Source organism: Novosphingobium percolationis, from assembly GCF_020179425.1.
In the GTDB taxonomy this organism is placed as follows: domain Bacteria; phylum Pseudomonadota; class Alphaproteobacteria; order Sphingomonadales; family Sphingomonadaceae; genus Novosphingobium; species Novosphingobium percolationis.
On the sequence record NZ_JAILYM010000002.1, the window covers coordinates 235,051 to 255,465 of the forward strand.

The window sequence follows — 20,415 nt, forward strand, 5'->3', positions numbered from 1 at the left end:
GTTCGCCGGCCGCCATGCACGATGCGCACGAGGGCCAGCGGTGATATTTTTATATCACGTTATATATATGTCCAGTGCTCTTGCGCCCGATTCCCTCGCCATAGACAGTCGGCGGGGCTGAAGAATCCCCCGCTTGCTACGCAAAAATTCATCCAAGTGTTTGAAGTTCAAGAGATAATGTTCCTTCGCGTTCCCGCGTGGGCATCCTGAAGTATTTTACTTGAGCGATTAATTGAAATCTGAGAATGCCGCATTGGACGCGAAAGGCAAGGCCCACGCGCGATCCGTGTGCATGGGGCCGCAAGGGACAGGAACAAGAGACATGGCCGGATCCGGCAAGCTTCTGATCGAGCGCGAGGGCGACGTCTGCGTCATCCGCTTCAACGACCCCGCCACGCGCAACGCGCTGGGCATGGACATGGCCGCCGAACTGCGCGACGCGCTGCTCGCTGCGGAATCCGATTGCGGCGCGGTGCTGCTGGCGGGCAGCGACAAGGCGTTCTGTTCGGGCGCGAACCTGTCGGGCCCCCGGATGGGCAGCGGTGAGATCGATGCAGGGATCGTGTTGCAGGACACCGTCAACCCGCTGATGATGACCATCCGCGACCTGTCGATCCCGTTCATCACCTCGGTGCGCGGGGCAGCGGCCGGCGTGGGCGCATCGCTGGCGCTGGTTGGCGACCTGATCGTTGCGGGCGATGATGCCTATTTCCTGCAGGCGTTCTGCCGCATCGGACTTGTGCCCGATGGCGGTTCGCCCTGGCTGCTGACGCGCACGGCGGGCCGCGCGCGCGCGATGGAAATGATGCTGCTGGGCGAACGCCTGCCCGCCGCCAAGGCGCTCGACTGGGGCATGATCAACCGCGTGGTGCCGACCGAGGAGGCCGACGCCACCGCGCTCGCCATCGAACAGCAGCTCGCCAACGGGCCGCGTCTGGCGCTCGGGCTGATCCGCAAGGCGGGATGGTACGCCGCCGACAATGGCTTCGGCGATGAACTGGCGCTCGAACGCAATCTGCAACGCCAGGTGGGCAAGAGCCCCGACTTTGCAGAAGGCGTCGCCGCCTTCCTCCAGAAGCGCCCGGCGCGCTTCAACCAGCGCTGAAATCAACGGTTACCGGGAGAATTGTCATGAACGATCGTGTCAGCATCACCATCGAGGGCGGCGTCGCCGACGTCCGCCTGACCCGCGCGGAAAAGCGCAACGCCTTCGACGACGCCATGTTCGCCGGAATCAACGAAGCCATCGCCGAGATCGCCGCCAACCCGGCGGTGCGGGTGGTCGTGGTTTCGGGCGAGGGCCCGTGTTTTTCGGCGGGGCTGGACCTGTCGAGCTTCGGCAAGATGGTTTCGGGCGAGTTCAAGAGCGGCGCGGCGATCGTGGACCTGCCGCGCACCGAGACCGGGGCCAATCGCGGGCAGCAGGTAAGCTATGGCTGGCGCGACCTTGCGGTGCCGGTGATCATGGCCGTGCACGGCGTGGCACTGGGCGCGGGCTTCCAGCTGATGCTCGGCGGGGACTTCCGCTTCGTGACCGCCGATGCGAAGCTCAGCGCGTTCGAAATGAACTGGGGCCTGATCCCCGACATGGGCGCGTTCCCGATCCTGCGCGAACTGGTCCGGGCCGACGTCGCGCGCGATCTGGTCTATTCGGCCCGCATCGTCGAAGGCGAGGAAGCCCTGGCGATCGGCCTGGCAACCCGGGTCTGCGCCGATCCGCGCGCCGAGGCGCTGGCCTATGCACGCGAGATTGCGGGCAAGAACCCCGACGCGATCAAGGCTGCCAAGCGCATCTTCAACATGGGCGCCGATAGCTCGACCCTCGACATGCTCAAGGCGGAAAGCCGCGAGATCGGCGCCCTGATCGGCTCGCCCAACCAGAGCGAGGCGGTCAAGGCGCGGCTCGAGAAGCGCGAAGCCCAGTATGCCTGAACGGCACGTCTGAACGGCGCGGGAGGTGGCCGGGCGCTAGCGCGTCTGGCCACCGTCCACGGGCAGGATCGCGCCGGTGATGAAGCTGGCGCGTTCGCTCAGCAGGAAGGCGGCAGCATTGCCGATTTCCTCCGGCGTGCCGAAGCGGCGCAGCGGCACTTCGCGGCGGATCCAGGCCCACCACGCCTCGCCGCGTTCGCCATTGGCCCGTTCTTCCCAGTCGCCGCCGGGGAAGATGATGTTGCCCGGCGCGATGGCGTTGACGCGCACCCCGTCCTTGCCGCTCACCCGCGCCAGTTCCTTGGCAAGGTGGTTCATCGCGGCCTTGGCGGTGCCGTAGGTAACGGGCGTGCCCAGCGCGCCCAGCCCGGCGATCGAGCTGATCATCAGCACCGAGCCGGCCTTGCGGGGGACCATCACCCGCATGGCTGCGCGGGCGAACTTGAAGGCGGAATCGAGGTTCTGGTTGATTCCGGCATCCCAGGTGGCATCGTCCACCTCGAAACCCGGCGGGCAGGGGTGCAGGCCGACGTTGGCGACGGCGCCCCACACCGGGCCGAGGTTGGCCTCGGCGCCTGCCACCAGCGCGTCGATCGTGGCGGCTTCCCGCAGGTCGCCCGCCATGGCCCAGACCCGGGATTCGCCGTACTGCGCGGCTAGGCGCGCGCGTTGTACTTCGAGCGCCTGTTCCCCGCGCGCGGCGATGGCAAGCTTCGCCCCTTCGGCCATGCAGGCGTCCACGATGCCAAGGCCGATGCCCCGGCTCGCGCCTGCCACCACGATAACCTTGTCCTTGAGGCCCAGATCCATGCGCGTCTCTCCCGTTTATCCGTTCGGGCGCACGCTATTTGTTGATCAGGTAATTGACAATCAAAGAGATGGTGCGGTGCGTGTTCAGCCCCCGACCGGGCGCAGGCCCGACAGCACGATCTCTGCCACTTGCTCGGCGAAGCGATCGCGCAAGGTTTCGTCGATCTGCTTGACTCCGAACACGTGGTCGAGCGCCGAGCGCGAGTGGAAGATGCCATCGCACGCGCCCACCAGCGAGAAGTGGAACAGCATCGGATCGACCTTGCGGAACACGCCCGCCTTGAAGCCTTCCTCCAGAATCGCGACCTGCGCGTTGACCGCTCGGCGGGTGTAGCGTTCCGAAATGTGGTGCGCGATCTCGGTCTCGCTCTGCGATTGCAATTCGATCAGCAGGCGGTTGAGGTAGGGGTAGCGGTGGTAGAGCCGCATGATCCCCTGGATGTGCATCCGCATCTTCTCTTCGGGCGAAATGTCCATGCCCACGAGCCGGTCGAGCCCGTCGTAGCTGGCGCCCGCGTCGCGCTCGATCAGCGCTTCGAGCAGGCCCTGCTTGTTGCCGAAGTGGTAGCGGATCAGCGCCGAGTTGATGCCCGAGCGTTCCGAAATGTCGGCGAAGCTGACCGTGGTGGTGTTGCCCTCGCTCATCAGCGCGCCGGTGGCGTCGAGCAGCAGGTCGCGGGTCGAGCGGGCCTCGCTGGCCCCCTTGGCGGGCTGAGCTTTGCGCCGGGCAGTCGTCGGTCTGGTCATCAGGGGCCTGTGGCAGTGCGCGCAATCGTGCGACCGGGCGCGGGATCGAAACGGGCGCATTAGGGCCATTGCGTTAATTGGTCAAGCAAATCGGCAAGGCATTTGCGCGGCGGACGCTACGGCAGGCTTGGCTTCGCGCGAGGGCGCGTGGCAGCGGGCAGCGTGGCAGGGCTGCCCGCCAGGACTACGTATTTGTCACTAGTCCGCCACAAGGCCCGGTTAGCGATGTCCTGTTGATCGGGGTTTGACCCCTTTACTTTAGTTTGTGGGGAATTTCATGGCCGTCAGTCAGGGTGATATCGCATTTGTTGGCGTCAATACGGCCGGCGCAGGCAGCGGGACTGATCAGGACTGGGTCGCCTTTACCGCACTGAAGGCGATTGCTGCGGGCGAGGTCATCTATTTCACCGACAACGAGCTGACCAGTGCGACGTCGGGCACGTTCAACGGCACGCCCAGCGGTGGCGAATCCTACTTCAAGTGGGTTGCGCCTGCAGGCGGCGTCGCGGCAGGGGCCGTGATCCAGATCCAGGTTCTGGGCAACCAGGCCAACGCGCCCGTGGCCAGCACCGGCACGGCAAGCTGGGTGGTCTCCACCGGCAGCGCCAACCCGGGCCTCAGCAGCACGTCCGATTCGATCTACGCCTTCACCGCCGGCAGCGACAGCGCGGTCGGCACGCCGACAGCGTTCCTGGCGATGATCAACATCGGCAATGCGCAGGACCCGATCCCTTCGACGCTCGATAGCAAGTACGCGGTCAGCTTCACCGATGGCAGCGACAATGCCTATTACAGCGGCGTGCACAGCGGCTATCCCGCGATCACTGACTATGCAGCCTTCATCGCCAATACCGCCAACTGGACCAAGGGCACGGGCGACCTGATCTATGGCGCCAACCAGTCCGCCGCGCTTGTGGCGACGCCGCTCGGCAGCCTTTCGGTGAACAGCGTCAGCGTGGCCGAAGGCAACAGCGGGACGAAGACGCTGACCTTCACGGTGACGCTCAGTTCCGCCTCGGTGCAAACGGTCACGGTCGATTTCGCCACGGTCGATGGAACGGCGCTGGCGGGCAGCGACTATGCCGCCACGTCGGGCACGCTGACATTCGCGCCGGGCGAGTTGAGCAAGACCGTGGCCGTCACGGTCAACGGCGATCTTGCGGTGGAGGCGAACGAGACCTTCACGCTCCACCTTTCAAACGCGGTCAACGGCACCGTCGCGACCGCAGACGGGACCGGCACGATCACCAACGACGACCTGACGCTGCAGGGCGATGACGTCTACACCGTCGCATCAGGCATCACGCTTTCGGCCAGCAGCACGCCGGTGACGTGGAACGAGGAGGTCGCTTCGGTGGCGGGCGGTGTCGACCTGACCAACGATGGCACAATCACCAGCACCGGCGGCACCGCGATCGGCGCGGTGGCGACGGCGCCTGTATCGGGCACGTCGAGCTTCCACTTGTGGAACCACGGCACGGTTGCGGGCGCGACCAATGGCGTGGCGATGACCAATGCTTCGGGCGGGACGATCTCGCTCGTCAACTTCGCCGGGGCGAGCATCAGCGGCGGTTCGGCGCGCGCTATCGACCTGACCGCGACGGCCGCGGGGGGCACGTTCTACGTCTACAACCGTAGCGGCGCGATGATCGAATCCGCCAACGATGCCGTACGCAGCACGTTCTCGGGCACGTTCAACGGCAACTTCACGGTCGACAACGAAGGCGCGATCCGCACCACCGGCGCGGGCAGCGGGCAGGGCATCGACCTTGCAGGGCTGAACGGGAAGTATCTCGGCCAGGTCCAGATCAACAACTACGGCTCGATCACGGCGGCCGACAACGATGGCGCGCGCATCGGCAACAACGGCGTGATCAACAACTACGGCGCGATCACCGGGAACAGCGCCGGCGGGACCGGCTCGGACGGCATCGACCTGCAATCGGCGGTCGATGCGGAAGTCTACAACTACGAAGGCGCCACCATCGACGGCGCGCGCCACGGCGTGACTGCCAAGCTGCCCTTCGGCCGCTTCGACAACGCAGGCGCGATCACCGGCCACGGCGGCAGCGGCCTCAATCTCGACACCGCAGGCACCACGGTTACGGTCATCGTCAACCAGGCGACCGGCACGATCACCGGCACCGCCAACGGGCTGAGCGATGGCGACGGCATCGACGTCGACGGGCAGGTGGACATCACCAACCGCGGGCTGATCGAGGCGCTGGGCCACACCCCGCTCGAAAGCAACGAAGGCCTTGCCATCGGCGGCGGCACCGTGCTGAACTATGGCACGATCCATTCCGAAGAACGCGGCATCAAGGTCGACGACAGCAACCTCGGCAATGCCTTCGCCGCGCTGACGCTGACCAACCATGGTACGATTACCGGCGATTCGGGCGAGGCGATCGTCATCATCAGCGCGCTGGCCAACACCATCGTCAGCGATGGCACGATCAACGGCAGCGTCACGCTGGGCAATGGCGGGGACAGCTTCACCAACACCGGCACGCTCCACGGCGCGGTCTATGGCGGCAGCGGGGCCGACACGATCGACACAGGCGCGGGCGACGACACGATCACCGGCGGTGGCGGCAACGACGTGATCAAGGGCGGCGCGGGTGACGATACCGCCGTGTTCGCGGGCAATATCGCGGATTCGACCATCACCCGCATCGGCACGACCTTCACCGTGACCGGCACCGACGGAACCGACACCGTGACGGGCGTCGAACACTTCCAGTTCGCCGATGGCACGGTCACGGCCTCGAGCATCAACACCGCGCCCGCGCTGACCGGCACGGCGGCGGTGCTGGCGCACGGAGCCGAAGACACCGCCTATTGCGTGAGCAAGGCGGATCTGCTGGCGGGCTTCACTGACGCCAACGAGGACGGCCCGACGCTGGGGTCGGTGACCGCCGACCATGGCACCGTCACTGACAATGGCGACGGCACGCTGACCATCGCGCCCGCCGCCGACTACAACGGCACGGTGACGTTGAGCTTTGCCATCACCGACGGCCACGGCGGTTCGACCGACGCAACGCTGGCCTTCGTGCTCGATGCCGTGAACGATGCGCCGCGCCTGACGGAGGCGCAGGCGACGCTGGCAGCGGGCACCGAGGACACTGCCTATGTCGTGACGGCTGCCGAATTGCTGCAGGGCTTCAGCGACATGGATGGCGATTCGCTGGCCGTGGCGAACCTTGTCGCCAGCAACGGCACGGTGACCGACAACCACGACGGCACCTTCACGATCGCGCCGACCGCGAACTTCAATGGCGCGGTCACGCTGTCCTATGACGTGACCGATGGCGTCGCGTCGACCGCAGCATCGCTCGGCTTCACGCTGGCGGCTGCCAACGATGCTCCCGCGCTGACGGGCGTGCGGGCGCCCCTGGCGGCGGGCGCCGAGGATGCGGCCTATACCGTCAGCGCCGCTGCGCTGCTGGCCGGGTTCACCGATGTCGAAGGCGATGTGCTGGCGGTCACGGGCCTTGTCGCAAGCGACGGGACGGTGGTGGACAACCACGACGGCACCTGGACCATCAGCCCTAGCGCCAACTTCAACGGTGCGGTCACGCTCGGCTATGGCGTGAGCGACGGCGTGGACACCATGGCCGCCAGCCTCGGCTATGCGCTTGCCGCCGTCAACGATGCGCCCAATGCCCTGGCGATCGACAATGCGACCGTGCTTGAGAACAGCGCGGGCGGAACGCTGGTGGGTAGAGTGAGCGGGACGGACGTGGACGATGCCGCGCTGACCTACAGTCTGGTGGCAAATGCCGGTGGCCGCTTCGCCATCAACGCCACGACCGGCGCGCTCACGCTCGCAAGCGGCGCGGTGCTCGATTACGAAGCGATCACGTCGCACACCGTGACGGTGCGCGTGACCGACGCGGCGGGCGCATGGTTCCAGAAGGACCTGACGATCGCGGTGGGCGATGTGGCCGAGCCGCAGAGCTACACCGGCACCAAGAAAGCCGATGTCTTCGATGGCGTGAACAACAACAACTGGACCATAAACGGGGGTTCGGGCAACGACACGATCATCACCCACGGCGGCGCTGATCGCGTGACCGGCGGCAAGGGCACAGACCTGATTGCTACCGGCGCGGGCGACGACATCATCTATATCGGCGGCGGCGACGGCATCGATGCTATCGACGGCGGGCAGGGCTTCGACACGGTCCAGGCGACGGCGGCGGGCATCGCGATCTCGTTCTCCGCTCTGACCGGCATCGAGGCGATCACGGGCAGCAGCCTCACCGTGCAGGGCGCGAAGGGCGCCGACGTGTTCGATTTTGCCAGCGTGGCGCTGACCGGCGTGTTGGCGATCAACGGTCTGGCAGGGGCGGACTCGATCGCGGGCACGGCGTTTTCCGACACGCTCAACGGTGGCGCGGGCAACGACCTTCTTCTGGGCCGGGACGGCAACGACGTGCTGCGCGGCGATAGCGGCGATGATCGCCTCGTCGGCGGGCTCGGCGCGGATACGCTGACCGGCGGCGGTGGGGCTGACAGGTTCGTCTTCGCCGCGATCAGTGATAGCAACGCGGCGAACGGCGTCGATCACATCACCGACTTCAAGCAGAAGAAGGACGTGGTCGACGTGTCGGGCATCGACGCCAACTCCACACTTGCGGGCGACCAAGCCTTTGCCTTCATCGGCAAGGCCGCGTTCACCGCCGCAGGGCAGTTGCGCTTCGACGCAGTGGGCAGCCACACCGAGCTCTCGGGCGATATCGACGGCGACCATGTGGCCGACTTCACGATCATCCTCGACAGCGCGTTCGCGGCGCTCAAGGCGGCAGACTTCGTGCTGTAAGGCAAAGCGCGCCGGGCCGGGAATCCGGTCCGGCGGCTCGCCTTTGCCCTGCACGACAAAGTTGATGCTCATGCGATGCCCTGCCGGAAATTCCCGGAATGCCGCATACGTATGATCGATTTGCAATCGATTACAAAAATGCGATCGCGACGGCCAGGGCGGTTCAATCCGCCGGTTACGTCAACACGGAAGGCGAAGGTCGGCACCAGCGGGACCGGGCAGGTGCGCATCCATCATGCGATGCCGTGCCGGTCGGCACGACCTTCCTCGCCTTCGCCGGACTGGGGGAGCACGATGACGCGACGCCTGCGTATGGGAATGATCGGCGGTGGGCCGGGCTCGTTCATCGGGCCGATCCATCGCATCGCCGCGGAAATGGACCGCGAGATCGAGCTGGTGGCGGGCGCCTTCTCGTCCGATCCAGTGCGCTCGGCAGCGGCGGGCCAGACCTATCGCATCGACCCCGCGCGCGCCTACGCCAGCGTGGACGCGATGCTGGCAGGCGAAGCGGCGCGCGATGAAGGTATCGATTTCGTCGCCGTGGTCAGCCCCAACCATCATCACCTGCCCGCGGCGCGCGCCGCGCTGGCAGCGGGGATTCCGGTGCTGAGTGACAAGCCGATGACCGCGACGCTCGCCGAGGCGCAGGAACTGGCCGGCCTCGTCGCCGCAGCCGGGCTTCCCTATGGCCTGACCTATACCTATTCCGGCTACCCGCTGGTGCGTGAGGCGCGCGCGCGCATTGCAGCAGGCGCGATCGGCACGGTGCGCAAGGTTGTGGTCGAATATCCGCAAGGCTGGCTCGCGGGCGAAGCGGCGGGCAAGCAGGCCGAATGGCGCGTCGATCCGGCGCGCGCAGGGCTTGGCGGCTGCATCGGCGATATCGGCGTCCACGCCTTCCAACTGGCCGAGTTCGTCACCGGCCTCGCCGTCACCGAGCTTCTCGCCGACCTCGGCGCGGTGGTGCCCGGCCGCCAGCTCGACGATGATTGCACCGTGCTCTTGCGCTTCGCCAACGGTGCAAGAGGCGTACTGCTCGCCAGCCAGATCGAGGTCGGCGAACGCAACGGCCTGCGCTTCCGCATCTATGGCGACAAGGGCGGCATGGCGTGGGCACAGGAGCGGCCGAACACGCTCACCGTCAACACGGCGGATGGCCGGAGCGAGATCGTCCATGCCGGCGGCTCGCAACTCGGCCCCGATGCCGCAGCGCGCAGCCGCACCCCGACGGGGCACCCCGAAGGCTATCTCGAAGCCTTCGCCAACCTCTACCGCGATTTTGCGGCGCAGCTTCGCGGCGAAGCCGCACCGTTGCTGCCTGGCATCGCCGATGGCCTGCGCTCGATGGCCTTCATCGCCACCGCCGTTTCCGCCAGCCGCGACCGTGCCGGCTGGGTCGCGCTCGATATATGAAGGACCGACCGATGAAGACGATCAAGGGCCCCGGCATCTTCCTGGCGCAGTTCGCGGGCGACGAAGCACCGTTCAATTCGCTCGACGCCATCGCCGACTGGGCGGCGGGTCTCGGCTACAAGGGCCTGCAACTGCCCTCGAACGATGCGCGCCTGTTCGACCTCGCGCTCGCGGCGGAAAGCCAGGACTATTGCGACGAGGTGACGGGCAAACTCGCGGCAAAGGGCCTTGCGATCACCGAGCTGTCCACCCACCTGCAGGGCCAGCTCGTCGCGGTGCACCCGGCCTACGACGCGCTGTTCGATGGCTTTGCTGCACCCCATGTGCGCGGCAACCCTGCGGCGCGCCAGCAATGGGCAGTCGAGCAGATGGGCCTTGCCGCCGTGGCCAGCCGCCGCCTGGGCCTGACCACCCACGCCAGCTTCTCGGGTGCGCTTGCCTGGCCCTATTTCTATCCCTGGCCGCAGCGCCCGGCGGGGCTGGTCGAGGACGCCTTCGACGAACTCGCCCGCCGCTGGACGCCGATCCTCGACGTGTTCGAAGAGAACGGTGTGGATGTCGGTTTCGAAATCCATCCGGGCGAGGACCTGCACGATGGCGTGACCTTCGAAATGTTCCTGGCGCGCACCGGCAATCATCCGCGCGCCAATATCCTCTACGATCCCAGCCACTTCGTGCTGCAGCAGCTCGACTACCTCGCGTTCATCGACATCTACCATGAGCGCATCAGGTGCTTCCACGTGAAGGATGCCGAGTTCCGCCCCAGCGGCCGAATGGGCGTCTATGGCGGATACCAGAATTGGGTGGACCGCCCCGGCCGCTTCCGCAGCCTTGGCGATGGGCAGGTCCATTTTGGGCAGGTGTTCAGCAAGATGGCGCAGTATGACTACGCAGGCTGGGCCGTACTCGAGTGGGAATGCGCGCTCAAACACCCGGAACAGGGTGCCGCCGAAGGCGCGCCGTTCATCCAGCGCCACATCATCCGCGTCACCGACAAGGCCTTCGACGACTTCGCCGACAGCGGGTCGGACCGCACACTCAACCGCAAGCTCATGGGGTTCGACTGACGGGAAGGCAGCCGGGGCAGAACTTGACGGGAAATTGGAGGTAGCGGGAACTGAACCCGAGCGCACGATCCTGATGAGCCTGTGATATGGTGGGACTTCGTCATTCGAGGAGGCTCCGAGGATCGTGGTTGAGGACGGTGAACGCTGCGGCGACAACGACAATCAGGATGATCACGATTGCCCGCTGTGCCGGGGTGAGATGTCCGATGAGTTCGTGGAGATGATCAAGTCAGCGGCCTCTGGGTCAGAAGGAGTGACAATGACCTTCGAGGAGTTCAGCGAATGGCTGGACGGCTTCGTTGCGATCTTGCCCCGGACGGATTGAGATCAGGCTGCCATTCGGGTTTTGAGCCGGTGAACGGTGCCGACGCCGACTTTGAGCCTCTTTGCCGTGGCATTGATTGAGAGGCCTGACTTCAACGCCGCTTCGATCCTCGCGACCTTGTTAGGATCGAGAGCTGCCCGCTGTGCCGGGGTGAGATGTCCGATGAGTTCGTCGAGATGATCAAGTCAGCCTCATGCCCGTGAACAGGCTGATAAGCGGCACCCAGTATCTCGCGCCGGTCGCAATCACCGGGCCGGGGACGGCGTAGCCGTTCTGGGCATCCTTACAGCCTGTGTAGATCGGTGCGTTGAAAATCCGCTGTAGCTGCCACACTTCGAAGGGTTGGCGTCGATCTTGGGGGTGGACTGTCTCTGCCAATTGAAGGCCGCGCGCTGGATTCCGACCAAGGTATTCCTCGGAAACCGCCCAGTTCATCATCGTAGCAAACCTCGCCATGTATGCGTTGAGGTTCGTCGGATTGATCGTCTTGATTCGGTCGTCCCGCTTGGCCAAAGCTGCCGCATCTCGCACCGATAGTTTGCCGTGCTTCTTGCTATGGTTGACTGGCAACCAGCGAAGGGTTTCCAGCAGATCGCGGCATTGCTCGCGCGTGATATTGGCGATCGGCGTTGACGCTCCGAGCACATCTTCGACCACGCGTCGGGTAGACTCATGCGCGAGCATAGTGCGGGCCGACCGGCGTCGAGTGGGGTCTTTGATATACCGGTCGTAGATGTCCGAGAGCGTGAGCAACGCGCGGCACTACCTGTTGGTGAACAGGCGGTTGTTCGGTCTGCTCCTGGGCGCGCCAATCGCGAAGGCGCGCTATCGGATGAAAGTCATGGAAAATCGCTACCAGCGCGAAAAAGCCAGCAGATACCGGAGCATCCCGAGCTACGGGTCAAAAGCCAAGCTGGCCGCGTTGCGGGTTCGGCTGCTACGGGAGCAAGCCAACGAACAAAGGGCCTCTCCGTGGGGTGGTTATGGCTGGCTGCTCGGACAAGACCATCGCGGGTCTCAAGGTCTTCGCCGAACACGGGCCGATCATCCAAGCCAAACTGCTCACTGCCATCGGCATCGAGAAGATCGGCCACTTCCAAGGCCGCGTGACCCAGCGCACTCGCACGGTTACGGGCGACGAGAATGCCTTCCTGTTCGCGTGGGACAACTGGGAAGAGGTGGGCGAAGGGGAAGGACAGTATGCGGTGACGCCGACGACCTTCCGCTCGCTGCGCATCTACTTCGAACTCGACTGATCAAGCGTCAGATCAACGGAAAGGGTGGCTTCGAGAGCCGCCCTTTTTGCGTCCGGGGCCACGAGATCGACCCGAGAAATCTGGGCGTGGTTGTCGGCGGTGCAGGCGGTTCGCCCGTGATGTGACGCCATCGAGCAGGCAGGGAAGGTCATCAACTCAAAGGAGATTAGAATGACCGACCTCACCATCGTGCTCGCCATCATCGCCATCGGCGTGGCTATCGTCGGCGTGCTCATCGCGTTCCTGACCCTGCGCCGGACACCAAAGCCGAAGCCAGAGGAGCCGCTGTTCATCCCGACCTGCACCACGATCCTCGGGGCGTCGATGAACCGTGACGTGACCATAGAGATCGGATAGCGTGAGAACACTGCCTGTCGTTGCCACCTCTCCTACGGGTTGGATCGCAACTTTCGGAGCGGACGCTCGCCGGGATCGTGCCAGTGTCGTCGCTGTCCCTATCTGCGGATCGTTAGCTGACGAAAGCAGGCGGTCGTCGAAATCGAGTCCGATCTCCTTCCGCGTCTGTTCGAACATCGCCTCAACCTCGTAGGCCACTTTCCTGCTCAATCGAATTGCTAGGGCAAGGCTGTCTGTGCGCAGAGACCGTTTGATGTGGCAGCAGCCCAGTGCGCCTCGGAGATCGACCGGAACTCGCACCCGAAACTGATAAATCGACCCACGCAGCTCCAACCCTCGGATGGATGCTTTGTGCCCCAACCGTGTGCCCCACTTTGGCGGACGATTTCCGACACGATTACAGAGCGTTAGGCCATCATTCGGCACATGATTGTGCCCCACTTGTGTGGCCCAGACGCGCAAATCCACTCGCTCGATGGCGGATTTCTGCGTGTTTTCAGGATGTTGCGGAGGCTTGGAGCGGGTAGCGGGAATCGAACCCGCATAGCCAGCTTGGAAGGCTGGTGCTTTACCACTAAGCTATACCCGCCCGCTGGCTCGCGCTTGCCACGGGCGGGGGCGTGGCGTCAACCTTGGTTTGCGGTTTTGAGGCGTTCGCGGACGAGCGGTAGCTGGTCGTTTCCAAAATACATCGTCTCGCCGCCCTTGCCGTCCGGGACGAAGATCGTCGGCGAGCCGAAGGCGCCGCGCGCGATCGCTTCGTCGGTGTTCGCGCGCAGAGCGTCCTTGGCCGGTTGCTCCCCCGCACGGCGCAGCAGGTCCGCGCCGTCAAGCCCGATCGCATCGGCGATGGCGGCCAGTTCGGCGGGGTCGTCGATGTTGCGCGCCTCGCCGAAATAGGCGCGGAAGGCGGCGTCGGCGAACCGGAACAGGGCGGGCTGGTCCGCTTCCAGGACGCAGGCGCAACGCATGGCGTTGACCGACTTCACCGGATGGTGGGGCGAGGGGAAGTTCATCGGCAGGCCCGCCGCTTGCGCCCATTCCTTCAGCCAGCCGAAGCTGCGCTTCATCGCCTTCTGTTCAGGATCTGCGCGCATTTCGTAGACGCGCGGGTTCACCGCGTTGAACACGCCGCCGACGAGAAAGGGACGCCAGCGAACCTGTGCGCCGGTTTCGGCGAGGATCGGCTGAACGTTGTTGAAGGCGAGGAAGGTCCAAGGCGAGGACAGGTCGAAGAAGAAGTCGATCGTGGTCTTGGTCATCGTCATGCGAGCCCTTTTCCGGAAATGCCGAACAGCGTCCGCGCGGCTTCGACGTCGTCCTGCGGATTGCGGCGCACGCGATCTGCGCCCAGCGCCACGCCGCGGCGCAGGCCTTCGCGCTCCTTCAGCGCATCGTACCAGCGGCGCACGTTGACGAAGTCGGCCAGGGGGATGCCTTGCGCCTTCCACGTGCGGATCCACGGCCAGCAGGCCATGTCGGCGATGGTGTACTGGTCGGCGGCGATGAAGTCGCGGCCTTCGAGCCGACGGTCGAGCACGCCGTAAAGGCGCAGCGTCTCGCGGCGGTAGCGCTCGGTCGGATAGGGCAGGCGCTCGGGCGCATAGAGCGCGAAGTGGCCGTGCTGGCCAAGCATGGGGCCAAGGCCTGCTACTTGCCAGGAGAGCCATTCCAGCACTTCCTTGCGGCCGCGCAAGTCGGCGGGGAGGAACTGGCTGGTCTTTTCAGCGAGGTAGATCAGGATCGCGGCGGTTTCGAACACCGGCACCGGATCACCGCCGTCAGCAGGGGCGGTATCGACGATCGCGGGGATGCGGTTGTTCGGGCTGATGGCGAGGAAGTCGGGCGCGAACTGCTCGCCCTTGCCGATGTCCACCCAGTGGACGTGGTAGGGCAATCCGCATTCCTCGAGCATGATCGACACCTTCCAGCCGTTCGGCGTCGGTGCGGTATGAAGCTCTATCATCGGTTCTCTCTCCCGCCCGGCATTGCAGCACGGCACGGGGCAGGGAGCAAGTGCGGGGCGATCAGTGCCCGGGAAAATCCATGAGCGCCTCGACGGCAAGGCCTGCGCCGCGCAGCCGTGCGGCGCCCTGCAGATCCGGTAGATCGATCACGAACAGCGCGTGTTCGACAAGGGCGCCGGCGCTGCGCAGCAGTTCGGTTGCTGCGAGCGCCGTCCCGCCCGTGGCGATCAGGTCATCGACCAGCACCACGCGCTGTCCGGCGTGGACTGCTTGCGGATCGATCTCCAGCCGGTCGCGGCCATATTCCAGCGCATAGTCGACGCCGATCGTCGGCACCGGAAGTTTGCCCGGCTTGCGCACCGGCACGAAGCCCAGGTCCATCCGCGCGGCCACGGCGGCGCCGAAGATGAAGCCGCGCGCTTCCATCCCGGCGATGGCCTCGGCGCCTGCCGCACGCGCCCGGTCGGCAAGGTGGCCGATCGTGGCGGCAAAGCCTGTGCCGTGCCCGATCAGCGTGGTCACGTCGCGGAACAGGATGCCGGGGGCGGGAAAGTCCGGGACGGTGCGCACCAGCGCCTTGAGGTCTTCCGGGGTCATCGTGGGTCTCGCTCGATCGTGACGGGCGGACGGAGGCATATCGCCGGATACGAAAAAGGCCACCGTTTCCGGTGGCCTTTTGTCGTTTGCCGTCGGGCAAGAAGATCAGTGGGCGTTGGCCCAGACGTTCTTCTTGGCGAGGTAGGCAAGCACGGTCGCGGCGAGCAGGAAGCCGAGCACGGCCCAGCCGGTCTGCTTGCGCTTGTCGAGCTTGGGCTCCGCAGTCCAGGTCAGGAACGCGGCAACGTCCTTGGCTTGCTGGTCGACGGTGGCCTTGGTGCCATCGGCATAGGTCACGCCGCCATCGGTCAGCGGGGCCGGCATCGCGAGGTTCAGGTTCGCGAAGTACGGGTTGAAGTGCAGGCCTTCCGGGGTCTTGGCGTCCGGGAACTGCTTGAGCAGTTCGGCAGGCTGGTCCTGGTAGCCGGTCAGCAGCGAGTACACGTAGGCGGAGCCTTCGTGACGCGCCTTGGTGATCAGCGACAGGTCGGGCGGGCTGCCCTGGCCAGCGTAGTACACGGGCGGGATGTGGTCGGCAGGCAGGTTGTCACGCTCGCCCGCGTCGCCGGTCTTGGCGTCGAAGGTCTTGGCCTTCGTCGCCCACTGCTTGGCAATCGCCTTCACTTCGGGTTCCGAATAGCCGAGGTCGGCGAGGTTGCGGAACGCAACCTGCTTGAGCGAGTGGCAGTTCGAGCAGACTTCCTTGTAGACCTGAAAGCCGCGCTGGAGCTGCTGGTTGTCGAACTTGCCGAACGCACCGTTGAAGGAAAATTCGACTTCCTTCGGGTGCTTGTGGAACAGCTTTTCCGCGGTCGGCGCAGCCGGTTCGGTGATGGCGACATAGGCACCATTACCGAACGACCAGAGCAGCGCGACTGCGAAGAACAGGCCTACCAGGGGGCCAAAAAGACGGACCATGGGGTTCTCTTTCTCTTGCGCTTCGGCTGACTCAGGCAGCGGCGGGGTTAGCGTTGAGGACGGCGCCCTCGTCGGTGCCCAGCACGGCCTCGGTGATCGAGTACGGCAGCGGCTGCGGCTTCTCGATCGAGGAGACCAGCGGCAGGATGACGAGGAAGTGGAGGAAGTAGTACGCCGCGGCGATCTGCGAGATCATCACGAACGGTTCCGCAGCCGGCGCGCCGCCGCAGTAGCCGAGCACGGCAACGTCGACGAGCAACAGGTAGAAGAACTTGCGGAACAGCGGGCGATAGTGGCCCGAACGCACCGGCGAGGTATCCAGCCAGGGCAGGAAGAACCACACCAGGATTGCCGAGAACATCGCCAGCACGCCCATCAGCTTCGCCGGGATGAAGAAGAAGTCCGAGGTGAAGGCGCGCAGGATCGCGTAGAACGGCCAGAAGTACCATTCGGGAACGATGTGCGCCGGCGTCGAGAGCGGGTTCGCAGCGATGTAGTTGTCCGGGTGGCCCAGCGCGTTCGGCGCGAAGAACAGCACGGCGCAGTACAGGATCAGGAACACGCCCAGGCCGAAGCCGTCCTTGGCGGTGTAGTAGGGGTGGAACGGCACGGTGTCCGATTCCTGCTTCACTTCCACGCCGGTCGGGTTCGACGAGCCGGGGATGTGCAGCGCCCAGATGTGCAGGATGATCACGCCCGCCAGCACGAACGGCAACAGGAAGTGCAGCGAGAAGAAGCGGTTCAGCGCGGCCTGGTCGGGCGAGAAGCCACCGAGCAGCCACTGCTGGAGCGGTTCGCCCACCAGCGGGATCGCGCCGAACAGGCCGGTGATGACCTTGGCGCCCCAGAAGCTCATCTGGCCCCAGGGAAGCACGTAGCCCATGAACGCGGTTGCCATCATCAGCAGGAAGATGACCACGCCCAGCAGCCAGATCATCTCGCGCGGGGCCTTGTACGAGCTGTAGAAGAAGCCGCGGAAGATGTGGATGTAGACCACCACGAAGAACGCGCTGGCGCCGTTGGCGTGCGCATAGCGCAGCATCCAGCCCCAGTTCACGTCGCGCATGATGTGTTCGACGCTGTCGAACGCCACGCCCGTGTTGGCGGCATAGTGCATCGCCAGGATCACGCCGGTGACGATCTGGATCATCAGGCAGACGCCGGCGAGGACGCCGAAGTTCCACATGTAGTTGAGGTTGCGCGGCACCGGATACCCGGCGCCGACGGCGTTGTAGACGAAGCGCGGCAACGGCAGCTTCTCGTCCAGCCACTGCATTAGCGGGTGGCTAGGCTTGTATTCGTTCGCCCAGGGAAAGCTCATCGGGTCTTATCCTCAGCCGATCTTCACGACAGTGTCGGAAGTGAATTCATAGGGAGGCACCTCGAGGTTCTTCGGCGCCGGGCCTTTGCGGATGCGGGCGGCGGTGTCGTACACCGAGCCGTGGCAGGGGCAGAAATAACCGCCGAACTCGCCCTTCACTTCGCCTTCGCCAGCGCCCAGCGGGACGCAGCCGAGGTGGGTGCAGACGCCCATCGTGATCAGCCAGTTGGTCTTGCCGGGCTTGGTGCGTTCCTCCAGCGTCTGGGGATCGCGCAGCGAACCGGCATCGACCTTTTCGGCCTCGGCGATTTCCGCCTTGGTCAGGTTGCGCAAGAACACGGGCTGCTTGCGGAACACTGCCTTGATCGCCTGGCCGGGCGCAATGGCCGAGACATCGATCTCGGTCGAGCTTTCAGCCAGCACGTCGGCCGACGCGCTCATCTGCGAAACCAGCGGGTAGAGCACGGCAAGGCCGCCCACGCCCGCGAAACTAACCGCCGCGATATTGATGAAATCGCGCCGCCGCACGCCCTCTCCGGTCACTTCCGCCGGATCGATCGTCGCCTCATCAGCCATTGAAATTCCCTGCCTGCTGCCGCCGCGCCCGCGGACCGGGCGCGGTCCAACTTGCCCCTCTTGAACCGGGCGGAAACGGGGCCACATGGGACAAAACCCAGAGGAAACCGTCACCGCACGGACGGGATGGACACGTGCGCACGCACAGCGCGCCCTACCCCACTTGGCGCGCCTGATAGACGCAAATCCGCACGTTTGCCAACAGGCTTTTTGGGCAGCGGCGAATGCCGGATTTCCGCCAGTTTCGCGCTATTGTGCGCGGTGCCGCGATGGCTGCGGGCGGATCAGAAGCCCGCGCCTTCGGGCCAGTGGGCTGCGGCGAGTCCCATCACCTTGAACAGCGCCCCCATCTGCCCTTCGCCGATCAGCCGGTCGCGCGCGGTGGCGATGGCGGCGGCCTCGTCCGGTTGCGCGCGCGCCAGCGCGTCTGCCCGCGCATCGATGCCCAGCAGGCGCAGGAAGCGCCCCTGCTCCACCGTGCCCAGCCAGCGCACCCCGCGTGACTGCGCGATCGGGGCCAGCGCCGAAAAGTCGACGTGCGCGGTCAGGTCCGCCTCGCCCGGTGCGGCGAAGGGATCGACCATGCGATGCGCGCGCACCGCCTGGAGCGAACTGCCAAGGCGCGGTTCGGCATGGCCATAGTCGATGAACAGCGCCGCGCCGCCCTGGCTTGCGAGCCGCCCGGCCACTTCATAGAGCACTGCTGCTGCCGCCGGGCAGGTTTCGAGGATCGCGCCTTCGGGGGCATCGCGACGGTCGGCCGGGATCGCCGCATCCATCGGCCGGTCGCCGACGATCGGCGCAAGGCGGCCATCGACCAGCCCGACCATGCGCTCGCGCCAGCCGCTCGCGGCCTTCACCAGCTGGCGCACCGGCAGTGCATCGAGAAATTCGTTAGCGACTATCAACAGCGGACCATCGGTCGGCAATGTCGAAAGGTCGGCATGCCACACCGCATCGGGATGCAGGTCCAGCTGCGCGGCCTTCAGCGCGGTGCTGCCTTCGACGAAGTGAGGCCGGGTCTCCAGCCCGAAGCGCCGCGCTGCCTGCAGGGCATCGCGCGCCAGCGTGCCGCGCCCGGGGCCCAGCTCGACATAGTGCGCGGGCGCAGGCCGTCCGGCGCGGATCCAGATGTCGGCCAGCCACAGCCCCAGCAGCTCGCCGAACATCTGGCTGATCTCGGGCGCGGTGACGAAGTCGCCGCCGCTGCCCAGCGGATCGCGGCTGTCGTAGTAGCGCGCGTTCGATTCGGCCATGTAGTGGGCCACGCTGATTGGCCCGGTGTTGACGATCAGCCGCTCGAACACGCGGCGCAAGGGTTCGCTCACGCCTGGCCGGCTCCGGTCTCCACGGTGCTGCCGGCGTTGCGGTCGGCGCCTGCGAACGAGACGGCGACGGGCGGGCGGCTGAGCGCGCGTACGATCAGGAACGCACCCAGTGCCATCATCGGCAGCGTCAGCCACTGGCCCATCGACAGGCCCGAGCGGTGCGCGAAGTCCTGCAACTGCGCGTCGGGTTCGCGGAAGAACTCGATGGTAAAGCGCGATAGCGCGTAGCCGAAACCGAACACGCCCACGAGCAGCCCGGTCCGCCAGCGCGCGCGGGTCTTCCAGTACAGCGTCAGCAGCACCACGCCGAGCACGATCCCTTCGAGCGCGGCTTCGTAGAGCTGGCTTGGGTGGCGCGGCATCGGGCCGCCGCCGGGGAACACCATCGCCCAGGGAATGTCGGGCGTGGTGATGCGGCCCCACAACTCCCCGTTCACGAAGTTGGCGCAGCGCCCGAAGAACAGCCCGAACGGCACGCAGACCGCCATGTAATCGCACACCCGCACGAAGTTCAGCCCGCCGCGCCAGGCGACATAGGCGATGGCGATGGTGGTGCCGATCAGCCCGCCGTGGAAGCTCATCCCGCCTTCCCACAGCTTGAGCAGGTTCTGCGGATGCGCCCACAGCTCGGGCGCGTAGAACGTTGCATAGCCAAGCCTGCCGCCCAGGATGATGCCCAGCGTGGCATAGAAGAACAGGTCGTCGGCGTGGCGCTGCGCCAGCGGCGAGCCGGGCTGGCGGGTCATCTTGGACAGGTGCCAGTAGCCCAGCATGATCCCGGCCAGATAGGCCAGCGAATACCACTTGATGGTGAAGAAGCCGAGGTCGAGTGCGATCGGCGAAAGGCCGAGGTCAGTCCACTGGAGCGGCTGATGCGGGGCCAGCGCGGCGGCGGCCGAGAGGAACAGCAAGTGGCGCATCTCCGTGCAGGTTGCTTTTGAGGACTTTTCCGGCCAGCTTGCCGAAAGGTGGC

The 20,415-nt window shown here is 65.6% G+C and carries 19 protein-coding genes, 1 tRNA gene and 1 pseudogene; 8 read left to right on the forward strand and 13 right to left on the reverse strand.

What is annotated here, in order from left to right; genetic code table 11:
• The first annotated feature begins 322 nt into the window (after positions 1-322).
• Together K3A84_RS05570 and K3A84_RS05575 are read left to right on the forward strand one after the other, a co-directional pair.
• Positions 323-1,105: an enoyl-CoA hydratase-related protein gene (locus K3A84_RS05570; RefSeq protein ID WP_225008341.1), complete on the forward strand. Its 783-nt coding sequence runs from the start codon at positions 323-325 to the stop codon at positions 1,103-1,105.
• A 26-nt stretch (positions 1,106-1,131) separates the two neighbouring features.
• The gene (locus tag K3A84_RS05575; RefSeq protein WP_225008342.1) at positions 1,132-1,932 is read left to right on the forward strand and encodes a crotonase/enoyl-CoA hydratase family protein; all 801 of its coding nucleotides are present in this window, start codon (positions 1,132-1,134) and stop codon (positions 1,930-1,932) included.
• 36 nt (positions 1,933-1,968) lie between these two features.
• On the opposite strand, the gene K3A84_RS05580 is transcribed toward K3A84_RS05575, so the two are convergent.
• Together K3A84_RS05580 and K3A84_RS05585 are read right to left on the reverse strand one after the other, a co-directional pair.
• On the reverse strand, positions 1,969-2,742 hold the full coding sequence (locus K3A84_RS05580; RefSeq protein ID WP_225008343.1) for an SDR family NAD(P)-dependent oxidoreductase: 774 nt from the start codon (positions 2,740-2,742) through the stop codon (positions 1,969-1,971).
• An 84-nt stretch (positions 2,743-2,826) separates the two neighbouring features.
• The gene (locus K3A84_RS05585) at positions 2,827-3,489 is read right to left on the reverse strand and encodes a TetR family transcriptional regulator (protein WP_225008344.1); all 663 of its coding nucleotides are present in this window, start codon (positions 3,487-3,489) and stop codon (positions 2,827-2,829) included.
• Positions 3,490-3,766: 277 nt separating this feature from the next.
• Here K3A84_RS05585 and K3A84_RS05590 point away from each other — a divergent pair, with 277 nt between their 5' ends.
• From K3A84_RS05590 to K3A84_RS05605, 4 genes are all read left to right on the forward strand, one after another.
• On the forward strand, positions 3,767-8,317 hold the full coding sequence (locus tag K3A84_RS05590; RefSeq protein WP_225008345.1) for a beta strand repeat-containing protein: 4,551 nt from the start codon (positions 3,767-3,769) through the stop codon (positions 8,315-8,317).
• 294 nt (positions 8,318-8,611) lie between these two features.
• Positions 8,612-9,730 (forward strand): Gfo/Idh/MocA family oxidoreductase, encoded by a 1,119-nt coding sequence (locus tag K3A84_RS05595; RefSeq protein WP_225008346.1) that lies wholly within the window; start codon positions 8,612-8,614, stop codon positions 9,728-9,730.
• A gap of 11 nt (positions 9,731-9,741) precedes the next feature.
• Positions 9,742-10,797 carry a sugar phosphate isomerase/epimerase family protein gene (locus K3A84_RS05600; RefSeq protein WP_225008347.1) on the forward strand — a complete coding sequence of 352 codons (1,056 nt, stop codon included), beginning with the start codon at positions 9,742-9,744 and terminating at the stop codon, positions 10,795-10,797.
• Between the two features lie 124 nt (positions 10,798-10,921).
• Positions 10,922-11,122 carry a hypothetical protein gene (locus tag K3A84_RS05605; protein WP_225008348.1) on the forward strand — a complete coding sequence of 67 codons (201 nt, stop codon included), beginning with the start codon at positions 10,922-10,924 and terminating at the stop codon, positions 11,120-11,122.
• A gap of 180 nt (positions 11,123-11,302) precedes the next feature.
• Here the strand turns inward: K3A84_RS05605 and K3A84_RS05610 are convergent, their stop codons facing one another.
• The gene (locus K3A84_RS05610; RefSeq protein ID WP_225008349.1) at positions 11,303-11,875 is read right to left on the reverse strand and encodes a phage integrase SAM-like domain-containing protein; all 573 of its coding nucleotides are present in this window, start codon (positions 11,873-11,875) and stop codon (positions 11,303-11,305) included.
• Between the two features lie 230 nt (positions 11,876-12,105).
• On the opposite strand from K3A84_RS05610, the gene K3A84_RS05615 reads away from it, so the two are divergent.
• Together K3A84_RS05615 and K3A84_RS05620 are read left to right on the forward strand one after the other, a co-directional pair.
• A complete protein-coding gene (locus tag K3A84_RS05615; protein ID WP_225008350.1) occupies positions 12,106-12,378 on the forward strand; it encodes a hypothetical protein in 273 nt (90 codons plus the stop codon).
• A gap of 171 nt (positions 12,379-12,549) precedes the next feature.
• On the forward strand, positions 12,550-12,735 hold the full coding sequence (locus K3A84_RS05620) for a hypothetical protein (RefSeq protein ID WP_225008351.1): 186 nt from the start codon (positions 12,550-12,552) through the stop codon (positions 12,733-12,735).
• A gap of 171 nt (positions 12,736-12,906) precedes the next feature.
• Here the strand turns inward: K3A84_RS05620 and K3A84_RS20615 are convergent.
• The 10 genes and pseudogenes from K3A84_RS20615 to lgt all read right to left on the reverse strand — a co-directional run.
• Positions 12,907-13,203: pseudogene (locus K3A84_RS20615) on the reverse strand (DUF6538 domain-containing protein); the annotation flags it as partial.
• Between the two features lie 47 nt (positions 13,204-13,250).
• Positions 13,251-13,324, reverse strand: a tRNA-Gly gene (locus tag K3A84_RS05625).
• Between the two features lie 37 nt (positions 13,325-13,361).
• A complete protein-coding gene (locus K3A84_RS05630) occupies positions 13,362-14,003 on the reverse strand; it encodes a 2-hydroxychromene-2-carboxylate isomerase (protein ID WP_225008352.1) in 642 nt (213 codons plus the stop codon).
• Positions 14,000-14,701: a glutathione S-transferase N-terminal domain-containing protein gene (locus K3A84_RS05635; protein ID WP_225008353.1), complete on the reverse strand. Its 702-nt coding sequence runs from the start codon at positions 14,699-14,701 to the stop codon at positions 14,000-14,002. The genes K3A84_RS05630 and K3A84_RS05635 overlap by 4 nt, the downstream gene beginning before the upstream one ends.
• Before the next feature lie 61 nt (positions 14,702-14,762).
• Entirely contained in the window at positions 14,763-15,299 is a 537-nt protein-coding gene (locus tag K3A84_RS05640; protein ID WP_225008354.1) for an adenine phosphoribosyltransferase, read from the reverse strand.
• A 105-nt stretch (positions 15,300-15,404) separates the two neighbouring features.
• The gene (locus K3A84_RS05645) at positions 15,405-16,217 is read right to left on the reverse strand and encodes a cytochrome c1 (protein ID WP_225008355.1); all 813 of its coding nucleotides are present in this window, start codon (positions 16,215-16,217) and stop codon (positions 15,405-15,407) included.
• Positions 16,218-16,248: 31 nt separating this feature from the next.
• On the reverse strand, positions 16,249-17,538 hold the full coding sequence (locus tag K3A84_RS05650) for a cytochrome b (RefSeq protein WP_225008356.1): 1,290 nt from the start codon (positions 17,536-17,538) through the stop codon (positions 16,249-16,251).
• 12 nt (positions 17,539-17,550) lie between these two features.
• Entirely contained in the window at positions 17,551-18,114 is a 564-nt protein-coding gene (gene petA / locus K3A84_RS05655) for a ubiquinol-cytochrome c reductase iron-sulfur subunit (protein WP_225008357.1), read from the reverse strand.
• 284 nt (positions 18,115-18,398) lie between these two features.
• Entirely contained in the window at positions 18,399-19,442 is a 1,044-nt protein-coding gene (locus tag K3A84_RS05660) for a class I SAM-dependent methyltransferase (RefSeq protein WP_225008358.1), read from the reverse strand.
• The gene (lgt, locus tag K3A84_RS05665; protein WP_225008359.1) at positions 19,439-20,362 is read right to left on the reverse strand and encodes a prolipoprotein diacylglyceryl transferase; all 924 of its coding nucleotides are present in this window, start codon (positions 20,360-20,362) and stop codon (positions 19,439-19,441) included. The genes K3A84_RS05660 and lgt overlap by 4 nt, the downstream gene beginning before the upstream one ends.
• Between the last annotated feature and the right edge of the window lie 53 nt (positions 20,363-20,415).